Origin of the sequence: Jeotgalicoccus sp. S0W5, from assembly GCF_011634875.1 — a bacterium.
GTDB classification, from domain to species: Bacteria; Bacillota; Bacilli; order Staphylococcales; family Salinicoccaceae; genus Jeotgalicoccus; species Jeotgalicoccus marinus.
On sequence record NZ_SIRQ01000003.1, the window covers coordinates 408,614 to 425,901 of the forward strand.

Consider the following 17,288-nt stretch of genomic DNA (forward strand, 5'->3'; position numbering starts at 1 on the left):
ATAATAACGACCCTTCTGGTAACAGAGGGGTCTTCTTGTAGGAGAAACTATGCTATTTAACTACATATATAACTTAATGTTTAACAGAAAATTCTTAGTCTTATTGCTGATTTCAAACTTTTTAGGTACAGTCTACGGCTATATTTGGTATGGTGGACAACTTTCCGTTACACCGTGGTATTTCTACCCATTTGTACCAGATAGCCCGACTGCAACTTTGTTCTTATGTGTACTTATTGTCTTAATCTTGTTTAATAAGCATTCAGGGTTGGTTGATGCTCTAGCATTTACAACCTTGATTAAGTATGGTGTTTGGGCAGTGATTATGAACATTTGGAACTTTATTGACATGGGCTTTGTCTCATTAGTTGGCTTGATGCTGATTGCATCCCACTTGGCAATGGCGATTCAAGCGTTCTTGTTTCTTCCCCATATGAAAATAAAAATTTGGCACTTTGGTGTGACTGCCTTATGGTTATTTCATAATGACGTCATCGATTATGTCTTTATGCAGTATCCAAGATACGGAAACTTGCATGGATTTGCAAATCAAATAGGATACTTGGCTTTTTGGTTAACAATAATCGTGCTTATACTATTATGGAAGCTTGTAGATAGACGTAATAATTGACTTATGTAAAATCACTTTAGTAAAATATAACTATGAACAAGACGGAGGGACAAATGTGTATCTGATAATCTATTTTATAATTTTAATGATAGTACCAATGCTTGCACAGATGAATGTTAAATCTACATTTAACAAGTATTCTAAAGTGCGTTCGACTAGTGGTATGACTGGTAAACAAGTCGCTGAAGATATCTTACGTGAGAATGGTATTTACGATGTAAGTGTCGAACGTGGACAAGGTACTTTGACTGATTACTATGATCCTAAAAACAAAAAAGTCGTATTATCTCCAGGTAACTACGACAATCCAAGTGTTGCAGGTACAGCAGTTGCCGCACACGAAGTTGGTCACGCAATTCAACATGCAACAGGCTATAAATTCCTAAGCTTCCGTTCAGCACTGGTACCATTAGCGACATTAGGCTCTAACTTCTCGTATTTCTTAATTATCGCTGGTATTATCTTAACTGCGGCACAAAGTGCTGCAGGTGGGGGACTAGGCGAAATTCTTTTATGGTCAGGGATCGGTTTAATGGCCTTTGCAGTATTATTCCAAGTGGTGACTTTACCAGTGGAATTCGATGCTTCTAAACGTGCCATGAATCAAATCGAAGAATTAAATATTGTTAATAGTAAAGAGTATCGTCATGCTAAGAAAGTGTTAAATGCAGCAGCAATGACTTATGTTGCAGCAACTGCAGTCGCTGTGGCTGAACTTCTACGCTTTATTATGATTGCAAGAAACAATTAGAATTAGATTATAGACGACCGTTTATTCGGTCGTTTTTTATTTGTAGTAATATTCGTTTCCTTTATCGATAAATTTTCTCTATAATTAAGACTGATATAAATTATAAGTAGTTGAGGTGCATTGGTATGAAGTTAGGAATTGTATGTTATCCAAGTGTAGGTGGGAGTGGCATCATTGCAACAGAGCTTGGCATACAAATGGCAAATAGAGGTCATGAGGTCCATTTTATTGCATCCAGTGTGCCATTTAGACTTGGAGCAAACCACTATAATATATATACCCATAAGACAGAAGTTAACGACTACAGTGTCTTTAAGTATCCACCTTATGACATTACCTTATCTAGTAAAATCTCCGAAGTGATAGATGAATTTGATTTAGATGTTATTCACATGCACTATGCGATTCCTCATGCTGTATGTGGCATCTTGGCTCGTGAAATGTCTAAGAAAAAAGATGTGGGTATAATAACAACCTTACATGGTACTGACATTACTGTACTCGGTCACGATATGTCATTGGTAAATGCGATTCGTTTTGGGATTGATAAGTCTGATTTAACGACATCGGTGTCGAATAGTCTAAGAGAGCAGACCTATGACCTTATTAAGCCAAAAACTAAAATAGAGACCGTCTATAACTTTGTTGACGATACTCGTTTTAATACAGAGAGTCGTTTAGAGATTCAAGCTGAAACAAAAATTAAGCTCGGCATTCCAGATGAAGCAAAGGTGCTTGTTCATAGTTCAAACTTCAGAAAGATTAAAAATGTCGATCATGTCTTATATGCATTTAACGAAGCTTTAAAAGAAGTCGATTGTCACTTAGTATATGTCGGAGATGGACCAGAGCTTTTCTCTATAAAACAACTTGTAAAATCATTAGATTTAGAAGACCGCGTTCATTTCATAGGCCAAGTTTCTGATATCACAGACTACTATAAACTCGCAGATATTTTCCTTTTACTTAGCAGAAAAGAAAGCTTTGGCCTAGCGATGCTAGAAGCAATGTATTGTGGTGCTGTACCTATAGGTTCAACTGCCGGTGGGATATCTGAAGTAATTCAAGATAATGAGTCAGGCTATACAGTTGAAATTGGTGATTATAAAACAGCAGCAGCCCGTATTGTTCAATTGTTAACCCATGAAGACCAATTTAAAACTATGCAAGGTGCTATGTTAAAAGATATAAAAGAACGTTTTAATATGGAAGAAATTGTTGATCAATATGAGAATTTATATAACCATTTAATCTCTGGTGATGCACATGAATAAACTGTTTAAGCAGGCAGGCTTGATCTTAGACATCTTAGAGAAAAACGACTATGAAGGCTATTTTGTAGGCGGGGCAGTGCGTGACTATATATTGAATCGGCCAATTAACGATGTAGATATAACAACAAATGCCTTACCTGATGAAATTGAACGGCTATTCGAACGGACGATTGATGTGGGTAAAGAACATGGCACGATTGTTGTTCTAATAGAAGATACACCTTTTGAGGTAACGACCTACCGTACAGAAGGTACCTACAGTAATTTTAGACGACCAGACAAAGTATTCTTCACAGAAAATCTTCAAGATGACTTAAGTCGCCGAGATTTTACGATCAATGCAATGGCAATGATGAAAAATATGATACTCTTTGATCCTTATCACGGTCAAGATGACCTAGAAGAAAATGTTATTAATACAGTAGGCGAGGCAGATGAACGGTTTGGTGAGGACGCACTTCGCATGCTGAGAGCTGTTAGATTTATGTCCCAATTAGACTTTAAACTAACTGAAAATGTAAAGGCAGCGATTCATAAAAATAAGGCTTTACTTGCTCATATTGCGAGTGAGCGTACTTTTACAGAACTTAAGAAAATGTATGCAGGCTTAAATCCGTCGGCCGCACAAAATATTATAGTTGAAACTGGCTTACTGGAATATATCCCTTTCTTTAAGCATGTCCATAAAGACACATATCTTAGTGCATGCGTATCAAATATTGAAGAAGCACTCGTAATACACGTTTACCATGACCAATCCTTGTTAAGGTTCCTAAATGAGCTCAAGCCATCGAACCACTTAAAAAATCAGATACGTGATAGCTTATCTTTAATTGATGACTTGTCCATGAATGTAAATTCTAAATTAATTGCCTACTATTACAACAAGGAAATTATGGATTTAGTCCTTCACTTAAATCAAAAGAATGACGTACTAAGTACAGATTCAGTCGACATACTTTTAAATGCCATCACACTGAGAGACAAACTTGTTATAAACAGTCGTAGTGACCTATATGTTGATGGTCGAGTTTTAATGCAGGTACTAGAACGACAAGGCGGACCATGGTTAAAAACACTATTATCAGAGATAGAAAAACAAGTCGTGCTCGGTCAATTGGAAAATGACCAAAACGAAATAATTAACTGGGTGAAAAATCATGCAAAGTACGAAGAGTAAAATATTAGATTGTTTACAAAGTGAAACATATGTTTCTGGTAATTCACTTGCAGAACAACTGAATGTTTCTAGAACAGCGATTTGGAAAAATATACAAGCTTTGAAAAATGAGGGATATCAAATAGCAGCTGTTCAGAATAAGGGCTACGCATTAGTCGGAGCATCTCAAAATATTAATCAAGCCAAACTGCTATCGATTATTGACAAATCCACACTATTTGATCAACTCATCTATAAAAAGACTGTTGACTCTACACAAAATACAGCCTTTAACATTTTACATAAAAATGATGATAACATAGTAATAGTAAGTGAGTCACAGACGGAAGGTAGGGGACGGTTTAAAAGGCAATGGCTGTCTCCTAAAGAAACTGGTCTCTACATGTCACTCGTCTTAAGGCCGAATATAAAACATAGTGATATGATTACATTCAACTTATTCATGTCATTAGCAATTAGTCAAACGATTAGAAAGAACACAGGTTTAAAAAGTGGAATTAAATGGCCTAATGATATTTATATCAGTGATAAGAAAGTATGCGGCTTTTTAACAGAAATTGTTTCTGAAGAAGACACCGTTCAAACCATTATATGTGGTGTGGGTATCAATATTGAACCCTCAACAGATATCGAATCATTGTCGACTGCTACTGCTCTTAATGCTGAACTACCATCTGAAAAGCAGTTAGATATCGATTCATTTTTAAGTGAGTTATTTAAGAATATAGAAATTTACTATAACAAATTTATGTCAACTTCTTTTTCAGAAATTAGAGATGAATGGATAGAGCATTCCATAATCTTTAATCGTCAATTAAAGATTAGCAGTTCAAATGGTATAATTAAAGGTAAGGCACTTGATGTAAATGATGAGGGTTACCTAATCATTATTGATGAAGAACAAAATATACATCAGGTAATCAGTGCAGATATTGAAATTTAATTTGGTGATATGATGTTAAATAAAACTTTTGCCGTCGTAGACTTAGAAACGACCGGTAACAACCTACAAAAAGATAAGATTATTCAACTTAGTATTGTCTTTGTGAGAAACAATGAGATTGTGGACACATACAATACTTTCTTAAGTGATAAAACGACCATATCACCCTTTATTCGGGAACTCACAAGTATTTCGCCTGATATGTTGATTGGCGCCCCTAAGTTTCAAGATATCGCTTGGGAAATTAGGGACATGCTCAAGGGCTCAGTCTTTGTTGCACATAATGTAGATTTTGATCTCAATTTCTTAAAGACTGCATTTAAGGCATGTGGTATTAAATATAACCCAACCTATAAAATAGATACGGTCGAACTTTCAAGAATCTTTCTGCCTACAGTTCCTGGGTATCAGTTACATTTAGTCGCTGAATTTTTAGATATAAAATTATCACAGGCACATAGGGCAGACGAAGATGCCTTAGCAACTGCTAAAGTTCTGATTAAGATATTTGACTTAATTCTAAATCTACATCGACAAACGCTGATTACGATTTATCATTTAACGAAGTCTTTACCCACTAATATTACTGATTTACTCTTTAATGTCTTAAGTCTTAATATAGACAACGATCGAGATGACATCGTCAGTTATAAGCAGTTTTATATCAAGGACTTTACTTTAAACACACATGATATTAAACCGATTTCTGTAGATGAGCTATATAAAAAATATCTACATGAAACCAATCATGACTACCGCCAAGATCAATATGACTTATCTTTATTAATTTACGATAGTCTAGTCAATGAGAAGTTTCATGCCATTGAAGCCTACACTGGTCTTGGTAAAAGTGATGCTTTTTTAATTGCAGCAATTTGTTATTACTCAAATTATCATCAGCAAGTCGTCGTCTCCACATCGAGAAAAATATTACAAAACCAATTAATAGAGTCTTCACTAACGCGTCTAAGAAGTGTTGTTTCATTAGAAGCGCCCTTTGTCTTATTAAAAGGAAGAAATAATTATATTGATTTAGATGCTTTTTCTGCACTCTTAGAATCAGAAGATAATAATCCAGAAATTTGTTTTTTAAAAATGCGCATTTTGGTATGGTTGCTATCTACGAAAACAGGTGACTTATCTGAGTTAAATCTACGTGGACCCGAAAAATCATACTACGATACGATGCGCATCCAGAATGGTGACAATAAGCAACACTACTATTTTAAACGTGCCTTAAACAATGCTAAAAGAGTGCCTGTTATTGTGACGAACCATTATTTCCTTAATGATTGTATTAATAATTTGTATGATGTACATGCCTTAATAATCGATGAAGCGCATCAGTTAAAATCTGCCTTAGATTTAAAAGAAAGAAGAAAATATACTTATAGTGAGATGAAGTTTTTTATTGGTCAAATCGGACAGTTGAGTCAATCTCGCTTATTAAGTTCCTATGCTGAAGATAATAAAGCCGTATCCCTATATTTACTAGAAGATATTGTCGTCAATTTGCATAGACAAATTGATGAATTATTTAAGCATTTTTCTAAAAGTAAGATTAAAAAAGCGAGTGAGACCTTAGAAAGCATCATTAAGTATACACAATTATTTTTAAGTACAATAAGAGGTACGAAGAACTACCAAGCACTTTATAATCACATGCATTTCTTTGAACAATCATTAAAAAGGCTTCAGCATGCGATTATATACGATGACTGTCATATAGAAACTCATGCCAATCCGACACGTACAGAAGTTGAAATTAGAACTGACGTACTGGATGAATTAGCAAGTGCTTTAACTAAGATTCCTAGCCAGATTTTATTATCAGGAACTCTAGAAGTAAATGGCAGTTTTAAGCATTTGAAATATTGGTTTGGTGATCACGAATATGATACGACAATAATGGATAATACCGAAATGTTTGATGACATAAAGTTATTCATTCCAAACGACATCAGCAGTTACGATATGAACAATCCTGATTATGTTATCGATATTCTGGATTACCTATCCCTGTACTTAAGTGAAACGAACAGTAAACTCATTGTTATTTTCTCTAATTTCGAACTACTAGAAAAGGTCTACAGCTATACTGAGGAAGTCGGTTTATTTGATCAGATTCCTGTCTTAAAACAGACGCGTGGTTCTAATAATGAAAAATTACTCAATCAGTACAATCAGCTTAGCCAATGCCTGTTATTAGGGACCTACACTTTTACAGAAGGGGTCAACTTAGTATCTGAAAAAGATAAGACACTCATGCTGACTAAATTACCATTCCCAGTGCCTAACCAGGACAGCTTTTCACATTTCTATTCTGAAGATTTACCAGAGGCTGTCATTCACTTTAGACAGATTGCAGGTCGATTAAAACGTAGTGAAGAAGATAAGGGTATTCTCATGCTCTTTGATGATAGGATAATAAATAAACCATATAAGAATGCTTTCTTAAAATATTTTCCTGAGAAAAATATTATCCATGATGATCGGACATCTTTTAAAGCATTGCTTTTTGATTTATAATAAGGAAAACGAATTGTTAGGAGACTGCCGCAAGATGGAATTATCCGAGAAAGTTAAGTCGCTTACACCGAGCCAAACGATTGAAATTACAAACACAGCTCGAAAACTAAAAGCTGATGGCTATGATATTATCAGCTTATCTGCAGGTGAGCCCGACTTCAATACACCTGAAGAAGTCATCGAAGCTGCCCATCAAGCCGCACTTGATGGCCATACAAAATATACAGCTTCTGTCGGTATTAAAGCAGTGAGACAAGCGATTGCAGACAAAATGTTAAGAGATAATAATCTAGAGTATACTCCAGACGAGGTATACGTAGGTAATGGCGCAAAACAAGTGTTATTTAATATCTTTTTAGCTACTTTAAATCCGACTGATGAAGTGCTTCTACCCGCACCTTACTGGGTATCATATTCTGAACAGATTAAAATGGTGGGCGGAGAGCCTGTCACAATTGAAACAACAGAAGACACAAACTTTAAACTGACTCCTGAGCTTTTAAAAGCACATATCACTGAAAAGACTAAAATGATTGTCTTAAACTCACCTAATAACCCAACAGGGGGCATCTACAGTAAAGAGGAACTACAGGCCTTAGTAGATGTTTTAGAACATACTGATATAATAGTAGTGGTCGATGAGATTTATGAAGTCTTGGCCTATGAGCGTGAACATATTTCGATTGCGAGTTTAAGCGAGAAAATTAAAGGGCAATCGATTATCGTAAATGGCTTTAGTAAATCACATGCGATGACAGGTTGGCGTATTGGCTACGCTTGTGGCCCATTGAATGTTATTAAAGCATTAGGGGATTTATCTTCCCAATCTACGACGAGTGTGGCATCACCCTCACAATATGCTGCGATTAAGGCATATAACATGTCAGACGACTTTAAAAATGATTACGTGAGCACGTTTAAAGCGCGTCGTGACAATGCTTATGAAAAACTCATGACAGTGCCACACGTTCGCTGTATCAAACCAGAAGGGGCATTTTACTTGTTCCCTTATTTAAAAGATATTGCAAGTCAGTGTGGTTATGACAGTGTAGATGATTTTGTTAAAGGTCTTTTAACAGACCAATACGTTGCAATTGTGCCTGGAGCAGCTTTTGGTGCAAAAGATTATGCACGTATTAGCTATTCAGTCTCTGAAGAAAAGTTCAATGAAGGCATTGAAAGAATTAAAACATTTATTAATAAAAAAACGACAGTCTAAGGATGGTAAGAATGAAAATAACAATTAATCAAGCACCAGACTACGTGGGTCAAGAAGTCACAATCGGCTCATGGTTACTCCAAAAACGTGGGTCAGGTAAATTTCAATTTTTACAATTAAGAGATGGTACTGGATTCATGCAGGGTATCGTCGTAAAAGCGAACGACGAAGATTTATTTACCCTTGCTAAAGGTTTAAACCAAGAAACTTCTATGTATGTGACTGGCGTAATTAAAGAAGATGACCGTTCAAGTTTTGGCTATGAGATGGAAGTTTCTCGTATTGAAATTATCCAAAGTGCAGATGGTTACCCAATTACACCAAAAGAACATGGGCCTGAGTTTTTACTAGATAACAGACATCTATGGTTACGTTCTAAAAAACAACATGCTGTAATGAATATTAGAAATCAAATTATCAAAAGTACTTATGACTTCTACTATGAAAATGGCTTTAAAAAAATTGATCCACCAATTTTAACAAGTTCATCTCCAGAAGGGACAACTGAACTCTTCCATACTAAATACTTTGATGAAGATGCATACCTTTCACAAAGTGGTCAGTTGTACGCTGAAGCTGCTGCAATGGCGCATGGTAAAGTCTTTACTTTCGGTCCTACTTTCCGTGCTGAGAAGTCTAAAACGCGTCGTCACTTGATTGAGTTTTGGATGATTGAACCAGAAATGGCGTTCTATGATCACGAGGATAGCTTAGTTGTTCAAGAACAATATGTTGAATATCTAGCTAAAAATGTTTTAGAGCATTGTAAACTGGATTTAGAGGCTCTTGGACGTGATACTACAGCGCTTGAAAAAATCAAAGCACCGTTCCCTAGAATCACTTATACAGAGGCCATTGACCTCTTACACGAAAAAGGATTTGATGATATTGAGTGGGGCGATGACTTCGGTTCTCCACATGAAACTGAGATTGCAAACAGCTTTGAGAAACCGGTCTTTATCGTAAATTATCCAAAAGAAATTAAATCTTTCTATATGAGTACTAACCCTGAAGACCCACGTACAGTACTTTGTGCAGATTTAATTGCACCAGAAGGTTACGGTGAGATTATCGGTGGTAGTGAACGTATTCATGACTACGATGAACTTAAACAAAGAATCATCGATTCAGGCTTAAACCTAGACGCCTATGAATGGTACTTAGATCTACGTAAATATGGTAGTGTGCCGCATTCAGGCTTCGGTCTTGGTTTAGAGCGTGCAGTTGCATGGTTCTCAGGTGTTCAACATGTTAGAGAAACCGCACCATTCCCAAGATTATTAAACCGTCTATACCCATAAATGACACGGAGACGTTAGCACAGCTAATGTCTCCTTTATATGATTGGAGATTATTCTATGGAACAATCTTATATTAAATACATTACAGTTCCGGTAAACAAAATCTTACTTGATCACTATAGTGAATTAGGATTAGACGAACAAAGTTTAATTATCCTAATAAAGATGATTGAAAATGATCGTCAGACAGACGAAGCCCCTGAATTTAGTGAACTGATTAAGGGCACCACACTAAATCAAAGTGAACTCACTCGGATTATTCAATTGTTAATTAAAGAAAAGTGCATCGAACTCCAGACCATAAAAAAAGAAGATGGCTATGTTGAACGCTTTAACTTTGAACCTTTATACAAGCGTTTAGAAGATTTTATTTATAACACTGTTGAAGCACCACAAAAAGATGAAAAATCATTAAGAGAAATGTTCGACTATATTGAAAATCTCTATGGCCGTACGATTAGTCCAAATGAGTATCAGCGTCTAAACAGTTGGATTAATGATTCTAACTATCAAGTTGAAGATATAATGAATGCTGTAGACGTGGCATATAAATCGAATATTACATCGCTGCAATATGTTGAACGAATTTTACTAAGTACATCAAAAAGTGAAGACCAAAAAGGAACAGGCTTACCTGTAATTTCATGGCTAGATCGGGGGGAAAGACTTGACAACGAGTAAGAAAAAGACAATGGAAATGATCGATGTGATTGCGGAGATGTTTCCAGAGGCAGAAGCAGAATTAAACTACACGAACCCCTTCGAGTTGACGATTGCAGTTTTACTTAGTGCACAGACGACAGATGTTGGTGTAAACCGAGTGACTAAAGGCTTATTTGAAAGATTTAAAACTCCAGAAGATTATTTAGCAGTCGACGTCGAAGTAATTGAGTCATATATAAAGACGATTGGACTTTATCGTAATAAGGCAAAAAATATCCAAAAATTATGCAGAGACTTAATCGAAAAATTCAATGGAGAAATTCCCAATAACTACGATGACCTAATTTCCTTAGCAGGTGTAGGTAGAAAGACTGCAAATGTTGTATTATCTGTAGCTTTTGACACACCAAGAATTGCTGTTGACACCCATGTCGAACGCATTTCTAAACGCTTAGGCATCGCACGTTATAAAGATTCACCCTTAGAAGTAGAAGAGACCTTAATGCGCAAAATTCCGCCTGAAAGATGGAGTAAGACCCATCATCAACTCATCTTCTTTGGACGATACCACTGTTTAGCCAGGGCACCTAAGTGTCATGAGTGTCCGCTCTTAGAAGAGTGTAGAGAAGGGCAAAAACGCTTGAAAAAAGGTCTGGTAAAGTAGTCGTGATATTTACGGGGTTTGTGTTTGGTTGGTGATGAGCATTCTTCATCACCATCCCATACAGTCAGAATAGTGATGAGCATTCTTCATCACCACTTCATACACGCACCCATAAAAAATGCTAGACTCTCAGGAAAGAGTCTAGCGTTTTTTTATTCTTCCTCTTCAGTTGTAGTAGTGGATTCTTCTTCTGATGATGAATTTGATTCGGATTCTGCCGCAGGTTCAGAGTCAGGTTCTGGTTCACTGCTTGATTCTGATTCGGTCTCCTCATCAGTTGGTTCTTCTTCAGTCGTTGAAGATCCGCTGTCTTCAGATGGTTCTGCGAGTTCTGCATCATCCGGTAATTCACCTTCTGGCACGTCACCTTCAGTTTCAATTTCCCCATCTTCGTTATATTGCCAAGACCAGGCACCGCCTGATGAATCACTGTTACTATCGCTATCATTATTGCTATTACTATTAGAGTTACTGTTTGAATTATTATTTGAGTTATTATTTGAGTTATTATTTCTGTTAAATAATCCACCGCCACTCGCATCTGCAACAGCAAGCTCGTTACCATTAATCTGTTCGACGGAGTCTGGCTGTTCAAAGTCCTGGCCATTAAATGTACTAATGTACTGCATAATATCTCTAAAGAACCATTGTGGTGTAATGTGTTCATCTGTTCCGATAAATAGCTTGTCTTCTGAATATCCTGCATTGGCATTATCGAATCCTGTCCATACACTCATTGTATATTCTGGTGTATATCCAACAATCCAAGCGTCTTTGGCACTGTTTGAAGGCAGATCATTTTCTTCAAGTATGGAAGTATCTAGTGATGTTGTACCTGTTTTCGCTGCAATGTTTAGGCCATTCATTTGAATGTAGTCTGCACTACCATTGTTTGCAAAAGTATCTTTCAACATATCTGTTAACATGTAAGCTGTTGAATCTTTCATGGCTTGATGGGATTCATTTTCAAACTCGACAGTCTCACCTTCATCAGTGACGATGTGACGAATGGATTGTGCTTCATTGAATTCACCATTATTACCTAAAGTTGCATAGGCTTGTGCCATCTGTAGGGGACTGAATCGTGATTCTCCACCACCGAGTACATCATTAAATGATACTGTGTATTCACCGTCAAGCTTAGTATCGTAATCTAAACCAACTTCTTTTGCGAATTCTCTAGGGACATCGTTACCCGCTTCTTCCTGAACCGCTTCAAAGGCTTTAACTGCTGGGACGTTGAAACTTTGTCTCAAGGCATCTCTCATAGTGACATTACCGTGTCCTTGATTGTCATAGTTATATACCGTGTTGTTTGGACTATCTTCAGGGTTGTATGACTGTTCATCTTGTAGTTGGTGATTTGTTGCCCAGTCCATATGCTCAATTGCAGGTCCGTAACTTAAGAATGGTTTCATAGTTGAACCGACATTATGTTGAACTAATGACAAGTTTTGATCCACAACTTCTTGGTAATCACGGCCACCAGTCATTGCTACTAAGCCACCAGAATTTGTATCTAAGATGGTTGATGCTAGATTAAAGTCATCACTTTGGAACTTCTCATTGTAGTAATAGTTTCTATTGTTAGCCATATTTTGTAGATACGACTGAATTTCAGAATCCATATTGGTATAGATCTTAATTCCACTATTTAAGACTTCATTGATATCTCTGTTTCTAAATTCATCATGTTGTTGGATTTCTGTCTTAACGTAATTAATGTAAGATGCATATTCAGGATCTTCTTCTTCAGCAACGGCTCGATCTGACTCATCACGTTGAACTAAGTTTGCTGTTAAGTCTGTGTTCATCGCTTCATCATACTGTTCTTGTGTAATTCTCTCATGTTCTAACATCATGTATAGGACTGTTTCTGTTCTAGACTGTGCGGCTTCTGGATCAACGTAAAGGTTGTAAACGTTAGGCAGGTTAGATAAACCTGCTAAGTACGCCGCTTCTTTTAAGTTTAAATCTGCAAGTTCCTTATCAAAGTAGTAGAGGCTTGCTGTACGAATACCGTATATACCATCTGAATAGTATATTTTGTTTAAGTACATCTCTAAAATGTCATCTTTTGAATACTCTTGTTCAAGTCGGTAGGCTAAATATGCTTCTTGAGCTTTACGTTCTAGCGTCTGTTCTTCAGTTAAGAAGGCACGTTTAACTACTTGTTGTGTAATTGTTGACGCACCTTGAGAGGCAAAGCCATCTGTAAAGTTAGAAATGACTGCACCACCCAACCTAACAAAGTCCATCGCACCGTGTTCATAGAAACGATTATCTTCAATCGCTAAGACGGCATCAGTCACGTGGTCAGGTACATCTTCAATGCTGACATACTCCCGTTTTTGTCCAGTATGCAAGGTGGTGACTAAATTATCATTACGGTCGTATATTTCCGCTGGGACAGGGTCCTTTAACTTTTCTTCACTAAATGCGGGTGCCTGTGAAGCGTAGTAGGCAAATAAGACTGCACCGATAACTAATCCAATTAATACAATCAGTCCACCATATAATAGTACCTTTTTTATAATCGATGATTTAGATGAGCTTTTAGACCGATTCTTATCTTTATTTTTCGGGTCTTTGCTCCTTTTAAAATTCGATTCCATATATATTACTCCATTTCACTATAAAATTCTTCAAGTGCAGCTAAATAATCATAACGCGGATTGTATTTTATTGGTAGTAAAATACTCTCATTTTTAATATCTTCATAAGGTATTGATTTACGTCCATCAGCCATAAAGTTGTCCCAATGTTTGACAAAATGTTCAAAAGGATAAAGAAATACTTCATCATAGACTGTAAACTTAATAATTAAAAAGACAATGCCACCGGTATTATGACATGCTCTCATATGTTCGACTTGATGGGCGTGTATATTAATGAAAGGAAAGCGTGTTTTATTACGAGTTTCCTTCGCTTCAAAGTCGATGTATTTCCCTTTATATATGCCGTTATAGTCACTAGTTGACGGAACCTTGAAATACGCTTCAGTAATCTTTGCTTTGTTTCTAGAAGGATAATCAACATTAACGATTTGGACCGGTGTTGGCTTCTTATGAATAACCGCTTTTTTCGTATCCAAATAATACTGATTCGTCTTATCAATATCCTTCTCTAAGGTCATCCCGCGTTGGCCATAAGACACTTTGCCATTTGATTTTGGTTTTTGACGTGCTTTAATGCCCTGAGGATATTTCATTTATTCGCACTCCAAACTATTATTATATATACTAATTATAATATATTTATTAGAATTTGATTAACATTTCATTATTATAGGTGGTGAAAAAGGAATGTCAAGTGAGTATACATTCGAAGACTATCGTCATCTTTTAGATGAACTCGATCGACGTTATGCACTCAGCAAGGAAGGAGAAGTCTTCGATTTCGACCAAGACATCAAACCTTTTCTCGATAAAAATAAAAAGCTTGCTTATAACATCGAAAACTTCAACACTGATCATCGTTTAACTGAAAAGGTTAAAATTACAATGTTTGAAGAGCTTATGGAACTCTTAATGAGTTGTCATATTTCACGTTTTAGTTTAAAGCTGTATCATGAAAAATACAAATATATAAATATGTGGATTAACCATGCCCATAAAGAAGGTTTAATATGAGAGTTTTCATTACAGGCTACCGGCATTATGAACTCGGTATCTTTAAGGATAGTCAACCTGAAGTAAAAGTATTAAGAGACTTTCTTAGGTCCTCAATTATTCGCTTAATTGAGGAAGGTACTGAATGGTTTATTATTCAAGGCTACACAGGTATAGAAATGTACGCAGCCAATGAAATTATAGACTTAAAAAAAGACTATGATATTAAGCTCGGCGTCTTAAAGCCATTTCATGAATTTGATGACCGCTATTCTGAAAGCCATAAGATCGAACTCAATAATATTTTAGCACACGCTGATTTCCATAAATTCATCTTTGACCGGCCCTATAAGGACCCATCAATGTTTAGAGCCATTAATGCCTTTATTACTGAACATACAGACTATGGTTATATTGTCTATGATAGTGAAACAGAGACAAACTTAAAATATATATTTAGTCTTATGCTTGAATTAAATGAGAAGAATCAGTATAATATTGAAAGAATACAATTTGACGATATTAATTATTTCGTCAACGATAGATATGATAGTTGAGAGGTGTAAGAGATGAGTGATTATACGCTAAAGCTGTCTGCTAAAGATATATTCGAAAAGGAATTCGAAAAATCGGTGAGAGGTTTTAAACCGATCGAAGTAGATAGTTTTCTTGATGATGTCATCAGCGACTATCAAAAAATGGCAGACATGAATAACAACATTAAGAAATTAGAAGAAGAAAACGCTCGTCTAAAAAAAGAGGTTGAAGATCTTCGTGTGAGGGTAGCAACCAATTCTAGAACTCAAGGTTCTGGTGGGCAGAGTCAACAAATCGATATTTTAAAACGTTTATCTAGTCTTGAAAAACAGGTATTTGGTAAATCAGAAAAGTAAACAGCAAGTAAATGAACGGTAACTCGGATAATCGCTATGCATTTTGATGTATAGAGGAAAGTCCATGCTCACACGATCTGAGATGATCGTAGTGTTCGTGCCAGACGAAACAATAAGTCTGGGCAATGATATTTATATCTTGACGGCTGTGAAATATTCTAAGTGATTTTATCATATGAATAGAGTAGCTTTAAAAGTGCCACAGTGACGAACTTCAAAAGAAATGCTGAAGGTGGAACGCGGTAAACCCCTCGAGTGAGCAATCCAAATTAGGTAGGAGCACTTTCCAACAGGAATTCAACTGACGGAGAGATATTATTTTTAAATAATATAGACAGATGATTATCACCAATGTGCGAGTGTATACTAGTGCACGCTATTAGCACAGCGGTACAGAACATGGCTTATAGAGAAACCGGACTAGACGCTCTCCGAACAGGAGAGCTTTTTTTATGCCTATTTTCATACTATAATATAGACAAATCAAACTTTAGGAGCTTCTTATATGAACTTTAAATTTATTGTTAATACACCGATGGGACTTGAAAAAGTGGTTTCAGAAGAAATTAAATCTTTAGGGCTTTCAACAGAATTAGAAAATGGACGTGTTTATTTTAATGGGGATGAGAAGACCATTGTAGAAACCAACTTAAAGTTACGTACTGTTGACCGTATTAGAATTATCCTTGGAGACTTCGAGGTCAAGACCTTTGACGAACTATTCGAGAAGGTTAAAGCTTTGCCACTATCCGATGTGCTCGGGCCTAATGCAATGTTCCCAGTAACAGGACGTTCACATAAGTCGACTTTATATAGTGTACCTGACGTGCAGAGAATCACGAAGAAGGCAATTGTTGAACACTTAAAGGATGCCTTTAAAATGACGGGGAAACTACCAGAAGACGGACCAAGATATAAAATCGATATTAATATACTAAAAGACCGCGCGATTCTTACTGTTGATACTAGTGGTGATGCACTACATAAACGTGGTTATCGTGTCGGGCAAGGGGAAGCACCAATCAAGGAAACACTCGCTGCAAGCATGTTAAAACTTGCAAACTACGATGGTACAAATACACTCTATGATCCATTTACAGGCTCAGGAACGATTGCGCTTGAAGCAGCGATGATGGCAAGAAATATTGCACCAGGTTCGAACCGCAGTTTTGATAGTGAATCATGGGATATTATCCCTGAAGACTTATGGACACAGTTACGCACTGAATGTGAAGAACAAGCGGATTACGATAAGGAAGTTAAAATATATGCGACTGATATCCACATCGATATGATTAAGATCGCTAAGAAAAATGCAGAAGAAGTCGGCCTAGATGATGATATTCATTTTGGCGTATTAGACATACATGATTTAGATCATGTTGATGAGCATGCACAAATAATTACCAATCCACCATACGGTGAACGCATTGGTGAGGCGAAAGCCGTTGAACAAATGTACGCCAAAATAGGGGAACTAATGACTAATTTCCCAAACCTAAATGTATATCTAATGACTTCAAACAAAGAATTTGAACAAATCGTAGGGAAGAAAGCGACAAAACGCAGAAAATTATTTAATGGCTATATTGAAACAACCTTTTACCAATACTGGGGAGTGAAGTAATC

At 36.4% G+C, this 17,288-nt stretch carries 16 protein-coding genes and 1 other RNA gene; 15 read left to right on the forward strand and 2 right to left on the reverse strand.

What is annotated here, in order from left to right:
- The first annotated feature begins 76 nt into the window (after positions 1-76).
- The 10 genes from EYB29_RS04420 (at position 77) to nth (ending at position 11,155) form a co-directional block, all read left to right on the forward strand.
- Positions 77-631 (forward strand): DUF1405 domain-containing protein, encoded by a 555-nt coding sequence (locus tag EYB29_RS04420; RefSeq protein ID WP_240921829.1) that lies wholly within the window; start codon positions 77-79, stop codon positions 629-631.
- A 55-nt stretch (positions 632-686) separates the two neighbouring features.
- Complete coding sequence (locus EYB29_RS04425) at positions 687-1,382, forward strand: zinc metallopeptidase (protein ID WP_026866316.1); 696 nt, start codon at positions 687-689, stop codon at positions 1,380-1,382.
- Positions 1,383-1,507: 125 nt separating this feature from the next.
- A complete protein-coding gene (bshA, locus tag EYB29_RS04430) occupies positions 1,508-2,656 on the forward strand; it encodes an N-acetyl-alpha-D-glucosaminyl L-malate synthase BshA (protein ID WP_166626682.1) in 1,149 nt (382 codons plus the stop codon).
- On the forward strand, positions 2,649-3,836 hold the full coding sequence (locus EYB29_RS04435) for a CCA tRNA nucleotidyltransferase (protein WP_166626683.1): 1,188 nt from the start codon (positions 2,649-2,651) through the stop codon (positions 3,834-3,836). Before bshA ends, EYB29_RS04435 begins: the two co-directional genes overlap by 8 nt.
- Positions 3,817-4,779 (forward strand): biotin--[acetyl-CoA-carboxylase] ligase, encoded by a 963-nt coding sequence (locus tag EYB29_RS04440; RefSeq protein ID WP_166626684.1) that lies wholly within the window; start codon positions 3,817-3,819, stop codon positions 4,777-4,779. The genes EYB29_RS04435 and EYB29_RS04440 overlap by 20 nt, the downstream gene beginning before the upstream one ends.
- A 9-nt stretch (positions 4,780-4,788) precedes the next feature.
- Positions 4,789-7,308 carry an exonuclease domain-containing protein gene (locus tag EYB29_RS04445; RefSeq protein ID WP_240921830.1) on the forward strand — a complete coding sequence of 840 codons (2,520 nt, stop codon included), beginning with the start codon at positions 4,789-4,791 and terminating at the stop codon, positions 7,306-7,308.
- Positions 7,309-7,342: 34 nt separating this feature from the next.
- Positions 7,343-8,527, forward strand: a complete 1,185-nt coding sequence (locus EYB29_RS04450) for a pyridoxal phosphate-dependent aminotransferase (protein WP_026866311.1) — start codon at positions 7,343-7,345, stop codon at positions 8,525-8,527.
- Between the two features lie 11 nt (positions 8,528-8,538).
- Entirely contained in the window at positions 8,539-9,828 is a 1,290-nt protein-coding gene (gene asnS / locus EYB29_RS04455; RefSeq protein WP_026866310.1) for an asparagine--tRNA ligase, read from the forward strand.
- Between the two features lie 57 nt (positions 9,829-9,885).
- Positions 9,886-10,509 carry a DnaD domain protein gene (locus tag EYB29_RS04460; RefSeq protein WP_026866309.1) on the forward strand — a complete coding sequence of 208 codons (624 nt, stop codon included), beginning with the start codon at positions 9,886-9,888 and terminating at the stop codon, positions 10,507-10,509.
- A gap of 10 nt (positions 10,510-10,519) precedes the next feature.
- Positions 10,520-11,155, forward strand: coding sequence for an endonuclease III (nth, locus tag EYB29_RS04465; RefSeq protein ID WP_166626907.1), 636 nt, complete (start codon positions 10,520-10,522; stop codon positions 11,153-11,155).
- A gap of 152 nt (positions 11,156-11,307) precedes the next feature.
- On the opposite strand, the gene EYB29_RS04470 is transcribed toward nth, so the two are convergent.
- Together EYB29_RS04470 and recU are read right to left on the reverse strand one after the other, a co-directional pair.
- Positions 11,308-13,770 carry a transglycosylase domain-containing protein gene (locus tag EYB29_RS04470; protein ID WP_166626685.1) on the reverse strand — a complete coding sequence of 821 codons (2,463 nt, stop codon included), beginning with the start codon at positions 13,768-13,770 and terminating at the stop codon, positions 11,308-11,310.
- 5 nt (positions 13,771-13,775) lie between these two features.
- Positions 13,776-14,366 carry a Holliday junction resolvase RecU gene (gene recU, locus EYB29_RS04475; RefSeq protein WP_166626686.1) on the reverse strand — a complete coding sequence of 197 codons (591 nt, stop codon included), beginning with the start codon at positions 14,364-14,366 and terminating at the stop codon, positions 13,776-13,778.
- Between the two features lie 94 nt (positions 14,367-14,460).
- Between recU and EYB29_RS04480 the strand changes: the two genes are divergently transcribed.
- The 5 genes from EYB29_RS04480 (at position 14,461) to EYB29_RS04500 (ending at position 17,286) form a co-directional block, all read left to right on the forward strand.
- Complete coding sequence (locus EYB29_RS04480; protein WP_166626687.1) at positions 14,461-14,787, forward strand: hypothetical protein; 327 nt, start codon at positions 14,461-14,463, stop codon at positions 14,785-14,787.
- A complete protein-coding gene (locus EYB29_RS04485) occupies positions 14,784-15,323 on the forward strand; it encodes an SLOG family protein (protein WP_166626688.1) in 540 nt (179 codons plus the stop codon). The genes EYB29_RS04480 and EYB29_RS04485 overlap by 4 nt, the downstream gene beginning before the upstream one ends.
- Positions 15,324-15,335: 12 nt before the next feature.
- Positions 15,336-15,659 carry a cell division regulator GpsB gene (gpsB, locus tag EYB29_RS04490; RefSeq protein ID WP_026866305.1) on the forward strand — a complete coding sequence of 108 codons (324 nt, stop codon included), beginning with the start codon at positions 15,336-15,338 and terminating at the stop codon, positions 15,657-15,659.
- Positions 15,660-15,678: 19 nt separating this feature from the next.
- An RNA gene (gene rnpB / locus EYB29_RS04495) (RNase P RNA component class B) lies at positions 15,679-16,071 on the forward strand.
- A 93-nt stretch (positions 16,072-16,164) separates the two neighbouring features.
- Positions 16,165-17,286, forward strand: a complete 1,122-nt coding sequence (locus EYB29_RS04500; protein ID WP_166626689.1) for a THUMP domain-containing class I SAM-dependent RNA methyltransferase — start codon at positions 16,165-16,167, stop codon at positions 17,284-17,286.
- The last annotated feature ends 2 nt before the right edge of the window (positions 17,287-17,288 follow it).

Coding starts and splice junctions, on each gene's coding strand:
- gpsB (WP_026866305.1), top strand. CDS start 15,336: ATGAGTGATTATACGCTAAAGCTGTCTGCTAAAGATATATTCGAAAAG.
- EYB29_RS04485 (WP_166626688.1), top strand. CDS start 14,784: ATGAGAGTTTTCATTACAGGCTACCGGCATTATGAACTCGGTATCTTT.
- EYB29_RS04440 (WP_166626684.1), top strand. CDS start 3,817: ATGCAAAGTACGAAGAGTAAAATATTAGATTGTTTACAAAGTGAAACA.
- bshA (WP_166626682.1), top strand. CDS start 1,508: ATGAAGTTAGGAATTGTATGTTATCCAAGTGTAGGTGGGAGTGGCATC.
- EYB29_RS04450 (WP_026866311.1), top strand. CDS start 7,343: ATGGAATTATCCGAGAAAGTTAAGTCGCTTACACCGAGCCAAACGATT.
- EYB29_RS04420 (WP_240921829.1), top strand. CDS start 77: ATGTTTAACAGAAAATTCTTAGTCTTATTGCTGATTTCAAACTTTTTA.
- recU (WP_166626686.1), bottom strand. CDS start 14,366: ATGAAATATCCTCAGGGCATTAAAGCACGTCAAAAACCAAAATCAAAT.
- EYB29_RS04445 (WP_240921830.1), top strand. CDS start 4,789: ATGATGTTAAATAAAACTTTTGCCGTCGTAGACTTAGAAACGACCGGT.
- EYB29_RS04470 (WP_166626685.1), bottom strand. CDS start 13,770: ATGGAATCGAATTTTAAAAGGAGCAAAGACCCGAAAAATAAAGATAAG.
- EYB29_RS04480 (WP_166626687.1), top strand. CDS start 14,461: ATGTCAAGTGAGTATACATTCGAAGACTATCGTCATCTTTTAGATGAA.
- EYB29_RS04500 (WP_166626689.1), top strand. CDS start 16,165: ATGAACTTTAAATTTATTGTTAATACACCGATGGGACTTGAAAAAGTG.
- nth (WP_166626907.1), top strand. CDS start 10,520: ATGGAAATGATCGATGTGATTGCGGAGATGTTTCCAGAGGCAGAAGCA.
- EYB29_RS04435 (WP_166626683.1), top strand. CDS start 2,649: ATGAATAAACTGTTTAAGCAGGCAGGCTTGATCTTAGACATCTTAGAG.
- EYB29_RS04460 (WP_026866309.1), top strand. CDS start 9,886: ATGGAACAATCTTATATTAAATACATTACAGTTCCGGTAAACAAAATC.
- asnS (WP_026866310.1), top strand. CDS start 8,539: ATGAAAATAACAATTAATCAAGCACCAGACTACGTGGGTCAAGAAGTC.